The 14,758-nt window shown below is 34.5% G+C and carries 20 protein-coding genes; 15 read left to right on the top strand and 5 right to left on the bottom strand.

Annotation, left to right across the window (positions count from 1 at the left end):
- Positions 1–80 precede the first annotated feature (80 nt).
- The 6 genes from NsoK4_RS05510 to NsoK4_RS05485 all read left to right on the top strand — a co-directional run bounded on the left by NsoK4_RS05510 (position 81) and on the right by NsoK4_RS05485 (position 5,537).
- Entirely contained in the window at positions 81–962 is an 882-nt protein-coding gene (locus NsoK4_RS05510) for a PAS domain-containing sensor histidine kinase (RefSeq protein WP_249111190.1), read from the top strand.
- Positions 963–1,207: 245 nt separating this feature from the next.
- Positions 1,208–1,594: a DUF302 domain-containing protein gene (locus NsoK4_RS05505; protein WP_211685944.1), complete on the top strand. Its 387-nt coding sequence runs from the start codon at positions 1,208–1,210 to the stop codon at positions 1,592–1,594.
- Between the two features lie 249 nt (positions 1,595–1,843).
- A complete protein-coding gene (locus NsoK4_RS05500; RefSeq protein WP_211685943.1) occupies positions 1,844–2,431 on the top strand; it encodes a plastocyanin/azurin family copper-binding protein in 588 nt (195 codons plus the stop codon).
- Between the two features lie 833 nt (positions 2,432–3,264).
- On the top strand, positions 3,265–4,062 hold the full coding sequence (locus tag NsoK4_RS05495) for a winged helix-turn-helix domain-containing protein (protein WP_211685940.1): 798 nt from the start codon (positions 3,265–3,267) through the stop codon (positions 4,060–4,062).
- Between the two features lie 173 nt (positions 4,063–4,235).
- Complete coding sequence (locus NsoK4_RS05490; protein WP_211685938.1) at positions 4,236–4,949, top strand: PAC2 family protein; 714 nt, start codon at positions 4,236–4,238, stop codon at positions 4,947–4,949.
- A gap of 222 nt (positions 4,950–5,171) precedes the next feature.
- Positions 5,172–5,537: a DUF5654 family protein gene (locus tag NsoK4_RS05485; protein WP_211685937.1), complete on the top strand. Its 366-nt coding sequence runs from the start codon at positions 5,172–5,174 to the stop codon at positions 5,535–5,537.
- A gap of 3 nt (positions 5,538–5,540) precedes the next feature.
- On the opposite strand, the gene NsoK4_RS05480 is transcribed toward NsoK4_RS05485, so the two are convergent.
- A complete protein-coding gene (locus NsoK4_RS05480; RefSeq protein ID WP_211685935.1) occupies positions 5,541–5,726 on the bottom strand; it encodes a hypothetical protein in 186 nt (61 codons plus the stop codon).
- A gap of 67 nt (positions 5,727–5,793) precedes the next feature.
- Between NsoK4_RS05480 and NsoK4_RS05475 the strand changes: the two genes are divergently transcribed.
- Entirely contained in the window at positions 5,794–6,762 is a 969-nt protein-coding gene (locus NsoK4_RS05475) for a dienelactone hydrolase family protein (protein ID WP_211685933.1), read from the top strand.
- A 1-nt stretch (position 6,763) separates the two neighbouring features.
- Here the strand turns inward: NsoK4_RS05475 and NsoK4_RS05470 are convergent, their stop codons facing one another.
- Entirely contained in the window at positions 6,764–7,189 is a 426-nt protein-coding gene (locus NsoK4_RS05470) for a hypothetical protein (RefSeq protein ID WP_211685930.1), read from the bottom strand.
- Positions 7,190–7,266: 77 nt separating this feature from the next.
- Here NsoK4_RS05470 and NsoK4_RS05465 point away from each other — a divergent pair, with 77 nt between their 5' ends.
- Complete coding sequence (locus NsoK4_RS05465; protein ID WP_211685928.1) at positions 7,267–7,818, top strand: DNA-3-methyladenine glycosylase I; 552 nt, start codon at positions 7,267–7,269, stop codon at positions 7,816–7,818.
- 10 nt (positions 7,819–7,828) lie between these two features.
- Here the strand turns inward: NsoK4_RS05465 and NsoK4_RS05460 are convergent, their stop codons facing one another.
- The gene (locus NsoK4_RS05460) at positions 7,829–8,134 is read right to left on the bottom strand and encodes a hypothetical protein (protein WP_211685925.1); all 306 of its coding nucleotides are present in this window, start codon (positions 8,132–8,134) and stop codon (positions 7,829–7,831) included.
- A 90-nt stretch (positions 8,135–8,224) separates the two neighbouring features.
- Between NsoK4_RS05460 and NsoK4_RS05455 the strand changes: the two genes are divergently transcribed.
- The 7 genes from NsoK4_RS05455 to NsoK4_RS05425 all read left to right on the top strand — a co-directional run bounded on the left by NsoK4_RS05455 (position 8,225) and on the right by NsoK4_RS05425 (position 13,721).
- Positions 8,225–9,499, top strand: a complete 1,275-nt coding sequence (locus NsoK4_RS05455; protein WP_211685923.1) for an NRAMP family divalent metal transporter — start codon at positions 8,225–8,227, stop codon at positions 9,497–9,499.
- Positions 9,500–9,558: 59 nt separating this feature from the next.
- Positions 9,559–10,074, top strand: coding sequence for a ferritin (locus NsoK4_RS05450; protein ID WP_211685921.1), 516 nt, complete (start codon positions 9,559–9,561; stop codon positions 10,072–10,074).
- 47 nt (positions 10,075–10,121) lie between these two features.
- On the top strand, positions 10,122–10,457 hold the full coding sequence (locus NsoK4_RS05445; protein ID WP_211685918.1) for a hypothetical protein: 336 nt from the start codon (positions 10,122–10,124) through the stop codon (positions 10,455–10,457).
- A gap of 19 nt (positions 10,458–10,476) precedes the next feature.
- Positions 10,477–12,087, top strand: a complete 1,611-nt coding sequence (locus tag NsoK4_RS05440) for a cation:proton antiporter (RefSeq protein ID WP_211685916.1) — start codon at positions 10,477–10,479, stop codon at positions 12,085–12,087.
- Positions 12,088–12,249: 162 nt separating this feature from the next.
- A complete protein-coding gene (locus NsoK4_RS05435; protein WP_211685914.1) occupies positions 12,250–12,396 on the top strand; it encodes a hypothetical protein in 147 nt (48 codons plus the stop codon).
- 27 nt (positions 12,397–12,423) lie between these two features.
- Positions 12,424–12,729, top strand: a complete 306-nt coding sequence (locus tag NsoK4_RS05430) for a hypothetical protein (RefSeq protein ID WP_211685912.1) — start codon at positions 12,424–12,426, stop codon at positions 12,727–12,729.
- 545 nt (positions 12,730–13,274) lie between these two features.
- Positions 13,275–13,721 carry a pyridoxamine 5'-phosphate oxidase family protein gene (locus tag NsoK4_RS05425; RefSeq protein ID WP_211685910.1) on the top strand — a complete coding sequence of 149 codons (447 nt, stop codon included), beginning with the start codon at positions 13,275–13,277 and terminating at the stop codon, positions 13,719–13,721.
- Here the strand turns inward: NsoK4_RS05425 and NsoK4_RS05420 are convergent.
- Positions 13,716–14,519 carry a DNA repair protein gene (locus tag NsoK4_RS05420; protein ID WP_211685908.1) on the bottom strand — a complete coding sequence of 268 codons (804 nt, stop codon included), beginning with the start codon at positions 14,517–14,519 and terminating at the stop codon, positions 13,716–13,718. The genes NsoK4_RS05425 and NsoK4_RS05420 overlap by 6 nt on opposite strands.
- Positions 14,520–14,557: 38 nt before the next feature.
- Entirely contained in the window at positions 14,558–14,758 is a 201-nt protein-coding gene (locus NsoK4_RS05415; RefSeq protein ID WP_211685906.1) for a hypothetical protein, read from the bottom strand.

Here is a 14,758-nt window from a genome sequence, read left to right as displayed (position 1 = left end):
GGTATTTTTGACCTATCTCAAACTCCTATGCATTTTTTAACGCCAATTCCATCTGATGATTAATGCCTATTTTTCTGGATATGCACAAATTGGGAGATTACACAAAAGAGCAATTAATTATGGGATTAGAAGATGAAGCAGATGAATTCGGTGTTACAGTACATCAAATGATGTTTAATGAAAAGGAAGACATTTTGCATTGTATTTGTTCTGCTCCCGATATAGAATCTGTAGAAAAACATCATATGAAATTTAACACAAAATGTGATAAAATTTTTTTAATTGACGAAATCAAGACTGACAAAATTATCAAAGATGAGAAATTAAAAGTGATTGGGGAACTTTCTTCTCGATTTGCACACGATGTTAGAAATCCTTTAGCCGTTATACAAACTTCTGTGGATATTTTAAAATCAAAATATCCTGATATATCTGAAAAAGAAACTATCAAATTTGATCTGATAAATACTGCAATAAGTAGAATTGCACATCAAATAGATCATGTATTGGGCTTTGTGGCTTCCAAGAAACTAAATTTCAAGTTAAACAACATCTCTGAAATTTTGGATTCCTCTTTTACAGGAATATCTGTTCCTAAAAAAATATCAGTGCATAAATCCAAAAATAATGTTTCTCTTTATTGTGATTTTGAAGCAATACGTATTCTTTTTGTAAATATTCTTCTTAATGCGATACAAGCAATGAATGATTCTGGAAAAATAGACATTAAAATAACTCGAGATACGGATAATGTTTTAATCTCTTTTGAAAATTCTGGACCTGGTATTCCTGAGAAACTAATCTTAAAAATATTTGATCCTTTGTTTACTACTAAACAAACAGGTACTGGATTAGGTCTAGTTAGTTGTAAACAAATTGCAGAGGCACATGGTGGTAAAATAGAAGTAACAAACAATCCTACAACCTTTACTGTTATTTTACCTCAAAAACACATATCGTGATTTATTATTTTACTAACAGATTGCACATACAAACCGTACTAAACTAAAATCCATAGGCTCTTTTGATGACTTGATGTGGTTCAAATCCCACAAAAAACATATGTTAAAAAATGAATATTTTTTGATTTTGTTGTACCTAGGGTTCAAATTGTAATGAGAGCGTTATGTTGTTGAGGTATAGACAAGGCGTCGTCATTTGACCTTTCTAGAAAACTATATTCCATAGATTCACCGACTTACTAGCATTGACGTTTAACTATGCTGTAAAAACTCAAAAAAACATAGATGATGTTATTTCAGAAATCACTGCCAAACTTTCAGAAATAAAGTTTGGTGTTTTAGGAACCCTAGATTTTAAGGAAATTTTTGCAAAAAAAGGAGTTGATTATCCACACCAATACAAACTACTGGAGGTTTGTAACCCTCAAGCTGCAAAACAAGCATTAGACTCTGATCCTAATGTTGGGTTGCTACTTCCCTGTACTATTGCAGTATATGAGAAAAATAATGAAAATTTTATCAGTTTAGCAAAACCTACTGAATTGCTTTCAGTTGCATCAAATCCGGAATTAAAGTCAATGGGAAAAGAGATCGAAACTAAATTGATCCAAGTCATTGATGATGTAAAATGATTGATTTTGTCTCTCAAGAGTAAAACCTTCGGAGTCTTGAACTAACTTGACAAGTCACATCAAGGACCTCCAAGAATTTTTTACAACAAAAATTATGTTTCACGCTAATGTCGTTTTAAGACCCACCTTGTAGGCTTGCTAGGTTGGATTCAAAACATGAATTGTGGCCAAAACAGTTCAAACTTCTAGGAATTCACAATTGAAAATCGTATTTTCTCTTTATTAGAACAATATTGATTTTTACTCTCAATGGGATCCATGGATAAGGCAGGCATTGTCATTGCAATTGCAATTGTTGCAGCAGCTGTAGGTTTTACCATGACTGGTGGTACTGGCTCTCCTCAAGACATTCCTGTCACAATAGGAAAATCCACTGAACCAATTAAAGATGTCACTAAAAAAACTACAGAAAAAATCAAAGAACTTTCTGAATCAGGCACTAAAGTAATGAAGGACGTCTCAGAAAAAACCCAAGATATTGTAAAAGAAACAAAAGATATTGGTAAAACAGCTAAAGAACTTACTACATCAAAACTACCTTCAAGACTGGTAAGCATTCCAGCAGGAACATCTGTACCTGGATGTGATGATGTTGACAAATGTTATGATCCACCATCGTTGATAATCTTCAAAGGTGGAGAAGTAATTTGGAGAAATGATGACTCTTCTGCCCATACTGTAACCAGTGGAGATATTGTTAATGGCCCTGATGGAAAATTTGACAGTGGACTCGTAATGTCTGGCAAAACTTTTTCACACAAATTTGAAGAATCTGGCGAGTATGCTTATTTTTGCATGATTCATCCCTGGGCAAATGCCTCAGTCACTGTGAATTAATCTCTAAAATTAATTTCTACTTAGGTGCAAATTCGTTTAGTCTTTTCCACTTATGAAATATGTGTTTCTATTTTATTTGCTACTTTGTGAAAATGAATTTCATGATAAATCCCTCTGATGTGGTATCTATATTGCTCGAAGACCCTCACACTATGTTGTATGTTGCAATAGGTGTTATTGCCACTGTGATTTTTGTTTCCTTAAAACTAAGAAAAACCAGAACTAAATGAAACACAAAGAAACCATCTCAATACTGCTAGAAATAACCTGTTGGATTGTATATGACAGAACAAAAATTATGACCGACGGAAATGGATGAATTTCTGAAAACTATCTTGTCGCCTTATTTTACCTTTGTACTATCCTGGAATCGTTCTTCATTGTGATCTTTACCTACAACCTTAATCCCATAGATCAAGATTGTGTTTCATGTTTCTTATTATGTGTGGCTTTTCAAGTAACGACTCGTGACACGAAAACCCTACTGAGACTATCTTGTGGTCTGTATATCTTTGAAAGAATTGCTGTAGATCCCAGCAGGGGTAAAAATAATGAAAGTGGAGCACTTTTGGGATGTCACGCTGGTCGACAAGACTGACTATCCTGTATGGTAGAAACTCTATTTTTGAAAGACAGCAATCACATACTGGCATGTCCTCAATTGAGTCATCTTTTACATACTTCACAGATTAGCCGTTTCCTAATAGAATAAAATATTTAGTAAACATGTATGTTTAGTTCTAAATATCTTAATGAAGAAAAATGAACATGACTGGTATGTTTTATGATGTTGCAACTTGCTTAGATGTGTCATGTGGTGAGGTCCATATGTTATGAAAAATTCACATCTTTTACATGATATTGTTGGCGATACGAGTCTGAAAATCCTACATATTCTCTCAAAAAAACCAATGAAATCTACTTCCATTGCCAAGCAACTGAAAATCAGCTTTCCGGGAACACAAAGACACTTGTTGAAATTGCAATCTCTTAATTTGATTAAAAAAAATTCTGATTATTGCCTGTCATTGACTGAAAGAGGCATGATTGCACTGGATTTACTATCCGGTTTTGATTTTTTGCAGGAAAAACAAGAATATCTGAAAAACCATTCATTGATGTTTCTTCCTTCCAAATTCATCAAAAGAATTGGTGATTTACAAAACTGTAAAGTCTCCCGTGGATTTGTAAACAATATAGAACTTTACAAAAAAATCATTCTTCATACAAAAGAATATGTGAAACATTGCACTAATGTCATATCTTTAGATACGTACAAAATTGCCATTCCTCATTTTAAAAAACACGATGTTAAAATGTCTTTTATTTTGGCAAAAGACATGACTTTGCCTCCTGGCTGGAAGTCTCTTCAAGGAACGCTTGGCGAAGAACAACTTGTCCGAAAAGGACTGATGGAAAGAAGAATGATTGACAAATTAAACATAATGATGTGGGTTTCTGAAGATCTGTGTTCTTTAATATTTCCTGGAGTTGACGGTGAACTGGATTTGAGAACGATGTTGGTAAGCTCTGATGATTCTTTTAGAGAATGGTGTTTGGACTATTTTGATTACTTGTGGAATCAAAGCCATGGCTTTGTCCAAAACTATGTTTATGAAAATTCTCTATGATGAAAAATTAGTTTTAAACATTAAACAAACACAGAATTTTTGAGCGTGTTCTTATACTTCTCAAAAATTGTGTTGACTTTGGATGTATCATGTCTAAACTCAAACCTTCCAACAAACAGGGGCACGACCAATCTTTTAGTGATTTTTAAATTGTGGCAAAACTCTATCTTTGTATGGCTTCCCAAGATGAAAAATTATTGATTGTGGCATTTCCAAGTGTCGGACTGGTTGGAGCATTTGCCACGTCTTATCTTGTATCTCAATTACAAATGAAAGATGTTGGAGAGTTGGAGATTGCAGAAATCTCTCCGTCATATGTCATAAAAAATGGTGAAATTTTTGGCCCCAATAGAATATACAACAAGGATAACGTGTATGCAATTTTGGCTGGTTTTCCACTAAATATTGTATCTGCTTATGATTTTGTAAAGAACTCTATAAAATTTGCAAAAGACAATGGGATTGAAAAAATAATCATTCCAAGAGGTTTGGAAGTTGGCGACAATTACAAACATGGACCTACTTCATATGGATTGGCAATCACTTCTGACTCTAAACCGTTTTTGGAAAAATACAACTTGCCCATTATCCCCCATGCAACAATTCTTGGCACTGATGCTGGAGCCATATCTGCATTAAAGGATTCAGACGTGCCTTGTATTGTTTTGTATACTACTTGTAGAATGATGTTGCCTGATGATGATGCTATAATAAAATCCATCAAAACTATGGCTGAAATCATTAATGTACAAATTGAGACTGAAAAATTTGAAGAAAGGTTAGAAAAGATTAGCAAGGAAAATCAAAAAATGATCGAAGATACTAAAAAATACTTTGAACAGACATCTGGAAAACCTGCATCTATGCCTACTCCTGGTGTGGCATAATCTTCATAACTCAAGTGTGTTCTCAAATTCCTTCTCTGTGCTTGTTACTTGTCTTTTTTGACCTAAAATTATAAATCAGGATTCAAAAGCGAAACTTCATGCAAACTTCAAAAATTGCAGCTGCAACCTTTGTGCTTATAGCACTTGCAATAAGCATACAACTCATGCTTTGATATTTTATGCATGTTTTTATAGATTGTATTTTAGAAAAAATAGTAGAAAATGGGTGAGGACGAGAAACCCCCTTCAGTAAAGCAAGAAATTTTAGATAAAATTTCGGCTCTTGTTGCTGCTGCCTTTGGTTTAGTTGCAGCATTGGCTTGGAACGACGCAATTAAATTATTATTCAAAGAACTCTTTGGAACCCAAGACCAAGTAGGACCTATGATTTTGTATGCACTTGTGGTGACAATTATTGCAGTAATCTTGACAATTATTGTTGCACGTGCTGCCTCTAAAGCAAAAAACATCATGACAAAAACATATTTCTGCAAACTATGTGATTTCAAAACCACTGTCCAATCTGAACTGACAGAACATAATGCCAAAGATCACACTGCAAACCAAAATAAATCCCTTAACAAATAATTTCTAAAAAATAGACGGCTTGTCAAATAATAACAGTAACAAGACTCCTCCAAAAATCACAAATGCCCCCATAAAGTAAATCACCACATGAATATTACCTATTTTCTTTGAAAAGTAATTTCCAACAAATACGATGACAACTCCTGTGCTAACGATAATTGCACCTATTATGAGATTTGTATAATCCAATGACCAAATGTGTTTTAACACATATCTAAAAGATACTTTAAATCTAATTTGTTCTTATGACTAACTGATGAAACTTCTTTCATTTTTTATTTTGTTTTTGGTATTTTCAATTGGAATTGTGTCTTATGCTGAGGCACAAACAATTGCTTATTTTCCTCCTCCCTTAAAGCAGATAAAAGCAGGACAAGATCCTGCAAATGTTACCTGTACTGAAGGAAAGGAATTAGTGTTGAAACAAACAACTGGAATGCCTGCATGCGTCAATTTCTCATCTGTTGAAAAATTAATTCAGCGTGGATGGGCTATCCATGTGTTGCCTGACTATTCGTTAGGGAATAACAATTCTAAAATTTTCAAGACAGGAAAATTTGAAACAATCTCCGAAAATGTGAACTATTTTCAATCTACAAATGGCTATCTTGCCAAACCTTCATCTGATGGGGATTTCCCAGGCGTAATTATGATTCATGAGTGGTGGGGATTGAATCAAAACATCAAAGATATGGCAGACAAACTTGCATCTCATGGTTATGTTGTTTTAGCAGTTGATCTTTACAATGGCAAAGTTGGGACCACTTCTGAGGAAGCAAGACGCCTAGTTTCATCCTTTGACAAACAGCAAGGCATTCAAAACATGAATGCCGCAGTTTCTTATGTTGAAGAAAATTTTTCTATAAACCGAATTGGTTCTATTGGATGGTGCTTTGGTGGTGGCCAATCCCTTATTCTTGCATTAAACAATAATTCCATGGATGCAACTGTGATTTACTATGGTTCTGTAACATCTGATGTTGAATCCCTTTCTGTCATATCTTGGCCCGTTTTAGGAATATTTGCAGAACTTGATAGGGGAATTACACCAGATAATGTTAATGAATTCAAATCAACACTAGATGAATTATCCATCCAAAACGAAATTCATATCTATCCTGGAGTTGACCATGCATTTGCAAACCCTTCAGGTGAAAGATTTGCACCCGATGCATCACAGGATGCATGGCAAAAGACCTTGCGTTTTCTAAAAGAAAATTTATAGTCTAAAACGTCTTTGTTTTTCTCAAAAAAATTGTTACAGATGCCATGTAACATACAGTTGCAATGCCTTCTGAAATTAACGAAGCAGCAAAAGCCTCTATGTTGATTTCAAGAAAATAGTATAGGGTGGGCCATCTTATGCCTAGGTATACGATTTCTCCAATCCCAAATGAAGAAATTAAACTGAGGATCTCTTTTTTAATCAAACCTTTTTTCATTTGGCTGTAACGCCTTCTATTGTCCATGTAAAAAAGAAATGAAAAAATTCCAAAGTAAATGGTGTATCCAATCACAATTGTTATTGTTGTGACTATGTGGCTTTCATATTCTGAAAGTAATTGAGCTGTTATTGCAGAAAGTGAAGATGAGACAATAAAACAGATTAGAAAATTTCGATTAATCTGAAATAACTGTTGATTTAGTTTCACGATTTTGATATCTCAATTGTGATTATTAATATTGACAAGTTACAAAGATATTTGAATCTGAAATTGTTTTTTTAATCATGAATCGATGTCAATGGGCAAAAGATGAACCAAACATTTCATATCATGATGATGAATGGGGCAGACCTGTCCATGATGATCAGAAATTATTTGAATTTTTGATTCTTGAAGGCGCACAAGCTGGACTTTCTTGGGTTACAATTCTAAACCGAAGGGAGGGATACAGAAAGGCTTTTTCAAACTTTGATCCAAAAAAAGTTGCAAGATTTGATGAGAAAAAACTCTCAAAACTGCTTTTAGATGACTCGATAATTCGAAACAGACTAAAAATAACATCTGCAGTAAACAACGCCAAACAATTTCTTAAGGTTCAAAAGGAATTTGGCTCTTTTGACAAATACTTGTGGGGGTTTGTAAATTACAGGCCCATCAAAAATAAATTCAGAAAACTATCTGAAATTCCTGCATCTACTCCCCTTTCTGAAAAACTAAGCAAGGATCTAAAAAAACGAGGTTTTACTTTTGTTGGACCCACAATATGTTATGCCCTAATGCAGGCAGTAGGCATGATCAATGATCATACTGTGGGATGTTTTAGATATAAAAAATAAAAAATTGATGCTATAGTGACTTCATTTTTTCTATTGCATCTGAATACATGTTGATTGGAACAATTTTCACAGTACTTACAGATGAAATTCCGACTTCTATGCAGAGTTTTTCAATATCGTGTGAATTATCTGCATCTAAGATGATGATCCATTCATGCTCCAGCACAGACATGTAGAATCCTAGAATCTTTGATACTTTGAAACTTTCTAGATTAGCTTCGATTTTGTCTTGAATTTGCATGAACATTTCTCTGCTCTCTTTATTGTTCATTGGACATGATTCTGGACTATGTATTGCAAATACTCCAAAAAGCATGAGAAAAATAATTTTTTCTTATATTTAACTTTGAGTTACTTTTTAAATTCTGATAATTTGTTATATCGTACCTTTCTTTCATTTATTAAAATGAACGACAAACTTTCATCTTTTTCAAAGACTGCAGGCCCTGGTGTGCTTTTTGCAAGTACTGCAATAGGCGTGTCTCATTTAGTTCAATCTACAAGAGCAGGTGCTGATTATGGGTTGCTATTGATTGGATTTGTAATTTTGGTAATGGCTATGAAATACCCTTTTTTTGAATATGGATCAAGATATGCAAATGTAACTCAAACCAGCATCATAGATGGATATAAAAAATTAGGAATGCCTGCCTTGTGGCTGTATTTTCTTTTAACAATTGCTTCTATGTTTTTTGTTACCGGTGCTGTTGGGTTTGTTACGGCGGGGTTTTTTGAGAATCTGTTTGGAATTAATTTTCTTGGAGAGTGGACAATCATAATTTTATTTGCAATATGTGTGTCTGTTTTGGCAATTGGAAAATACAATGCACTTGATGGCTTGATAAAGATTGTAGCAATTACATTGCTTGTCTCCACAATTTCTGCATTTTTAATAACTTTGTGGGTTGGTCCGATTGAGCCTGTATCTGGATTTATCCCTCAGGATCTGTGGACTGTATCGGGAATCTTTTTCTTACTGGCTTTGATGGGGTGGATGCCAACTGCAGTTGATCTTTCAAGCTGGAATAGCTTGTGGACTCTGGAGCGAATGAAGCAGACAAATTACAGACCAAAACTTAAAGAAACTTTGTTTGAATTTCGATTAGCATATGTTGTTACTGGTATTCTTGCTGTGATGTTTGTGACTCTTGGTGCTTTCATTTTTTATGGTTCTGGAGAGGAATTGCCTAACAACAATGCGCTTTTTGCACAGAAAATTGTTACATTATACACTCAAACAATAGGTGATTGGAGCTATGTAATCATTTCAGCTTCTGCATTTACTGTGATGTTTGGAACAATCCTTGCAATCTTTGATGGTTATTCAAGATCATTACAAAGAACTATCGAATTGATTTTTACCTCAAAAGAACAACTAATCAGAACAAAAATTAGGGCATTTTACATTTTATTTCTGTTAATGCTTTCTATTGGTTCTTTGTTTGTAGTTTTGCAGTTTAATGACAATTTGAAACAACTGGTTGATTTTGCTACTGTTTTATCCTTTGTGATTGCACCTATAATTGCAATTTTTAATTACAAGTTAGTAACTGGACAATCTTTGGACAAAGAACACCAGCCATCATTTTGGCTAAAAGTTTTAAGCATTGGTGGTATTGTATTTCTGTCTGGATTTGCATTGTTTTTCATTGCGATACGATTTTTCTCTGTTTTTGTATGATTGAAAATTTAGCTGAAACTAACGAAAGTATTTTTAATTATGATGAGAACAACTGACTAATGAAAATTTCAAAAAACATGGAAAAAGCATTAAACGACCAGATTGCACTTGAAGCAAATGCATCTAATACTTACTTAGCAATGGCTTCTTGGTGTGAAGTTACAGGCTATGATGGAGGAGCAAGTTTCTTTTATGCACAATCTGATGAGGAAAGAACTCACATGTTGAAGGTAGTTCACTATCTAAACGACTTGGGAATTCCTGCAACAATACCTGCAATAAAGGCCCCTTCTGGAAACTACAAGTCCCTTGAGACTACTCTTAAGACGTCCCTAAAAAATGAGCAGGTAGTAACTGCTGCAATTCACAAAATGGTTGAAATTGCGCAAAAAGACAAGGATCATTCTACATATGCATTTCTAGAATGGTTTGTCAACGAACAAGTTCAAGAAGAAACAAAGTTTGAGACTTTGTTACAAAAATTCGAATTGATTGGAAGAGATAAACTTGCAATCAATGAAATTGACAAAATTCTGGCAGCAGAGGCAACCGCACCAGCTGACGCTCCAGCATAGATTCTTTTTTCTAAAATCATTAATATTCGATATTTTGGTGATAATCCATGACAGTTATCGTCCAAAAGATGCCTGGAGGGATTACTCAGTTATTTAACACTGAGACTGGTAGGGTGTCATACAAATGCAAGGCAGAGTCTGGTTTTATGTTAATTGAGGCATTTGGTGGGATTGTTAAATTTAATCAGAAAGGAGCCATGGCAACTGTTACTGGTCATGTCCTCGATCTTGATTCGTGTGATGTTCTAAAGGAGGGTGATTCTGCATACAAGGAAGCGTTATATCAAATCATTCAAGACCATAAAGACTTTGCAAAATCAAAAGAAGAAATGTATCAAAAGACGATAATTGATCTTGAAAATAAATTGTCTTCGTTAAACTAGGAGATATTGATTAACAAAATTGACGTTTGAGGCAATTCTCTACATTGGGGTTCTGATTTTATCTGCAAAGTTATTTGGTGAATTACTTCATAGAATAAAACAACCCACAATTCTTGGAAATGTTATTGCAGGAATAATTGTTGGACCTGCACTTTTTGCATTAGTTGAGCCGATTGATGAAATTGAGTTGTTTATATCCATTGGTGTCTTCTTTTTGTTTTTCTTAATTGGATTAGAAGAAATCGATGTTCCTGGTCTTTTTAGAGTTTTGAGAAAAAGAATTTTTGCAGGAGCTGCTGTTGCGTTTTTAGTTCCGTTTAGTGCTGCATCTGCATTAGGTATTGCAACTGACATGGAGTTTGTAAATGCATTTGCAATTGCATCTGTGATAGGTGCTTCGAGTCTTGGCGTTACTGCAAAAATCTTAACTGATCTTGGAAAACTCCGTTCTACTCTGGGCCTGGAAATATTTACTATGACTGCTATTGTGGAGTTTATCGCAATTATTTTTGTCAGTGTTATGATTCAAATTAATTCTGCTGGAGACGTTACTGAAATTACCGACATTGCATGGCTGTTTATAAAAATGATAATCTTCTTTGGTGTTGCTGGTGCATTCTCTGTCTTTGTTTTACCTCGCATTATGCGTGGAATAAAGAAACATCTCAAAGCAAAGGAGATCTATTTTGCCGCAGTAGTTGGTTTTATCCTTCTTGTTGCCTATTTTGCAGAAATAAGTGGAATTCATGGTGCAATTGGTGCATTACTTCTTGGCGTTGCTGTGTCTAGAATGCCACGAGAAGAATACTTTGAGATTTCAAAAAGTCTTCATGCTGTAGGTTATGGAATTTTTATTCCGATATTTTTTGCAGGAATAGGATTACACTTTCTTCCAAACTTCTGGAATCTGCCCCTTTGGATTATTGTGGGATTCTTGGCAGTTATTGTGGGTGTCAAATTCTTTGGTTCGTACATAGCTGCCAAATTTGCACGTATGAGACCTACAAATGCAGTAGCATATGGTGTAATGTCAAAAGGCGCAGTTGATCTGGCACTTATGTTGTCATTGCTTAGTTCTAATTTACTTGAAGAAGATCTCTTTTCCTTATTGGTATTTGGAACCTTGATGATGATGGTTTTATCTAGTGTGTTATTGCAAAAGAGTCTCAAAAAAATTGTTCAAATCAAAATTGGCTCTTCCGAAATTGGTATGATGCCCTTGTATTTTAGAAAAGCTGTTTCTAATCTAAAAGTTGAGGATGTTATGAGCGAAAAGTTTACTCGAGTACCTCACACCCTAACGGTTTCTGAATACCTACAAGAATATCCTGATGCAGACAAAACATCCTATCTTGTATTTGATGATGCTGAAAATCTTTTGGGAGCTGTTTCTCCAAAGGAGATAAAAAAAGTCACCAAAGATATGCGCTCAATGGTACAAATTGGCAAAATAGTATACCCTAACATTGCTCATGTGACACTAGATGAATATCTGTTCTCAGCAGTCCAAAAATTAAATTCACAACACTTCCATTTGATGCCCGTACTGTCTCTTGATTACCAACATGTTGTGGGAATTGTAAATGACCAAATGATTATGGATTTGCTTGTTCAAGAAGAACAAAAATAACTATTCCAATTTCTCACATTTACAGCCTTTGACCATGCATTTGCCGTTGCCCTCGTAATGCCTGTAATCATCGTGATAACACCCAATTTTTGAGTTGTTGCAGTGCATGTCCTTCCTTTGTTTTCAGTCAATTATAATTATACATTAATTGTATTGAATGTGTTGGCTGGAATCAAAAGCGTTGGCAGATTTTTCTTGTTTATTGTAGGTGGGTTAGTTGCAATAATTGTTGGCTCTTTTATGATTCGAGGAACCATGCATTTATGGGACAAGCCTGATTCTGATAAAAAATCAGATGAAAATGACTAAAAGGAATGCTGGGAAAATCTAAGTACAATGTTGCAGGACTCTTCTATCCAGAAATCCCTAGATCAATACATCAAAAGACGAATACAGGAAATTCCTTCTGAAATAAAACAAACATTTCCAAATGTAAAGAAGATCTGGAAATGCGACAATGAGTTGGATTTTCTTTATGGGTATTATGTCGGAAAAATAGAGGAAGGATCACTTCGTTATCTGTTAAAAGCAACGCGTGCTTCTGCAGGGGGTTTTATAGATACTTTTGAGATAAGAGGAATAATTGAGATGCAAAAGGAAGAACTTCAGCAAGCAATCAAAGAAGGGCTTTTAGTGAAGTAGAAATACTACGTCGGTTGTATCAAAACATGGTAGGGCCTAAAGATGGCGGATTTGGTTTTGATCAATCAAAAAAATACACCAATGTTGACAATCTGGATGAGATATGCGTCCAATGTCAGGCAGGCCAACATAAAAAATGTCTTGCAAAATCAAAACAACAACCCAACTGTGAATGTGAACACTGCATTGTCTATGGCTAAGTTCTTTTTTTGATGTAAATTTTTTAATAATGTTAACTAGCGACTTAACCCAATGTCAACTCAATTTGAATTCAATTGCACATATTGTGGGAAAGAGTTTGGTGATGATGTTATTGAATTGGCAAAGCATATTGGTAAAGAACACGATCCTGTGAGATCAAAAAACTAATCAATTAGATTCAATAATACGTTTATTGCAGAATATTCATGACCAAGGCTCAAAAGATTGCCGCATGGATTGGAATTATTGGAGGTGGCATTGGGTTTTTCTTCTTCTCTCAATTTGCTGCTGAAGCCATGAGATAATTTGAAAATTAATTATAGTATTATTTTCTGATTTGAATTATGGGTTTGATTTCTGAACAAATAAAAAATTTTTTGAATGTTCAAAAACTAGGCTTTGTGGCATCTGTTTCAGATGGTAATTCTCCAAACATCTCTCCTAAAGGGACCATAATTGGGTGGGATTCAGACACACTTGCATTTGCAGATATTCGCTCACCGGACACAATGAGGAATCTAGAAAAAAATCCTCTTGTTGAAATCAATGTAATTGATCCTCTCTCACGTAAAGGATTTTTATTCAAGGGTAAGTCACGAATAATAAAAAATGGAAAAATATTTGATGATGTTTTGACTCATTATAGAAAAGCAGGAATCCAGAGTCCCATAAACGCTATTGTGTTGGTTAATGTCACAGATGTCCAAGACGTAATTTCTCCGTTATATGATTTGGGTGCAACAGAAGATGAAATTAAATCAAAATGGAAAAAATATTTTGCAGAATTATGATTTGTCTAATGTACCTGTTTTTTTCTTGAGTTTTTCAAACTCTTCTTTGGTTTTTTCATGTTCTTCTCTTTCTTTTTCTAATAATTGCTGAACTGTTTCAAGCTCTTTTTCTTTCATGCTTAGTTTTGACTTTAGTGATCCCACCACTGCACTTGCCGCTTCTATGATCCCACTGTTTCCTTTTTGGCTGTTTGTCTGGCTTGCGATAAATTCTTGTTCTTTTATAGACAATGGTGTGGTAGTATCTGTCATCGGGTTTTCTGATGTGGTTGTGAATTCCTGTCTTGCATTGTATAGTCTGGCATTTACTTCTTCAAGTTCTTGTTGTGCTTGGATTTGCTGTGCACGTATTTTGTGTAATGATTCTTGCTCTGCTGAAACTTGAGATTTAATTTCATCATATTCTTTTGTAATTTTTTCTACTTCTTGTTTGATTTTTGCAAGATTTGATTCTGCTTTTCCCAGCTCATCTATTGATTTTTTGTTATTGTTTAATTTTTCATCTGCACTTTCAATTTTTGTTTTAAGTTCTTTGTATTCTCGCTGAACTGTGTCTAACTCTATCTTTTTTTGGTTTGTTTCTTTTTTTACCTCCATTAGGTTGCTTACTGCTTGCTCGTACTCTTCTTTGACGTTCTGCAGTTTTTGATTAATATCTTCAATTTCTTCTTGTTTTGCTCTAAATTGTGTTTGAAGACTTTCTACTTCTTTTTCAAGCTCTTCTTTTAGAACAAATTCTTCACTGTTTTCAGAGATTACCTCTTCTTTGTTCTCTTTTTTCTTTCCAAAAAGACCCATTGTTTTATTCCCTTTTGCCCCAAAAGATGAACGTTTCTTTATACTTTCTTTGGCCTGTTTTTGATGAATTTGATGTAGAATCCAATTGCGCCTATTATGATACCTCCAATTAGTGCCATTGTTCCAAGTTCTGAACTAGTTGGATTGATGTTTGGTGCCAAAAATAACAACAATGCGCCTAGAATAATTAGCGCAAATCCTCCGCTGTTCTTTGATCTGTTGTGTTCGCTGTGAGCCAT

Source organism: Nitrosopumilus sp. K4, from assembly GCF_018128925.1.
In the GTDB taxonomy this organism is placed as follows: domain Archaea; phylum Thermoproteota; class Nitrososphaeria; order Nitrososphaerales; family Nitrosopumilaceae; genus HKST03.
This window is presented reverse-complemented; position numbering and strand designations above follow the sequence as displayed.

What these genes read in the sequence shown, in the direction of transcription:
- NsoK4_RS05510 (WP_249111190.1), top strand. Translation starts at nt 81, where the DNA reads ATGCACAAATTGGGAGATTACACAAAAGAGCAATTAATTATGGGATTA.
- NsoK4_RS05500 (WP_211685943.1), top strand. Translation starts at nt 1,844, where the DNA reads ATGGGATCCATGGATAAGGCAGGCATTGTCATTGCAATTGCAATTGTT.
- NsoK4_RS05495 (WP_211685940.1), top strand. Translation starts at nt 3,265, where the DNA reads ATGAAAAATTCACATCTTTTACATGATATTGTTGGCGATACGAGTCTG.
- NsoK4_RS05490 (WP_211685938.1), top strand. Translation starts at nt 4,236, where the DNA reads ATGGCTTCCCAAGATGAAAAATTATTGATTGTGGCATTTCCAAGTGTC.
- NsoK4_RS05485 (WP_211685937.1), top strand. Translation starts at nt 5,172, where the DNA reads ATGGGTGAGGACGAGAAACCCCCTTCAGTAAAGCAAGAAATTTTAGAT.
- NsoK4_RS05475 (WP_211685933.1), top strand. Translation starts at nt 5,794, where the DNA reads ATGAAACTTCTTTCATTTTTTATTTTGTTTTTGGTATTTTCAATTGGA.
- NsoK4_RS05465 (WP_211685928.1), top strand. Translation starts at nt 7,267, where the DNA reads ATGAATCGATGTCAATGGGCAAAAGATGAACCAAACATTTCATATCAT.
- NsoK4_RS05460 (WP_211685925.1), bottom strand. Translation starts at nt 8,134, where the DNA reads ATGCTTTTTGGAGTATTTGCAATACATAGTCCAGAATCATGTCCAATG.
- NsoK4_RS05455 (WP_211685923.1), top strand. Translation starts at nt 8,225, where the DNA reads ATGAACGACAAACTTTCATCTTTTTCAAAGACTGCAGGCCCTGGTGTG.
- NsoK4_RS05450 (WP_211685921.1), top strand. Translation starts at nt 9,559, where the DNA reads ATGAAAATTTCAAAAAACATGGAAAAAGCATTAAACGACCAGATTGCA.
- NsoK4_RS05445 (WP_211685918.1), top strand. Translation starts at nt 10,122, where the DNA reads ATGACAGTTATCGTCCAAAAGATGCCTGGAGGGATTACTCAGTTATTT.
- NsoK4_RS05430 (WP_211685912.1), top strand. Translation starts at nt 12,424, where the DNA reads ATGTTGCAGGACTCTTCTATCCAGAAATCCCTAGATCAATACATCAAA.
- NsoK4_RS05425 (WP_211685910.1), top strand. Translation starts at nt 13,275, where the DNA reads ATGGGTTTGATTTCTGAACAAATAAAAAATTTTTTGAATGTTCAAAAA.
- NsoK4_RS05420 (WP_211685908.1), bottom strand. Translation starts at nt 14,519, where the DNA reads ATGGGTCTTTTTGGAAAGAAAAAAGAGAACAAAGAAGAGGTAATCTCT.
- NsoK4_RS05415 (WP_211685906.1), bottom strand. Translation starts at nt 14,758, where the DNA reads ATGGCTCACAGCGAACACAACAGATCAAAGAACAGCGGAGGATTTGCG.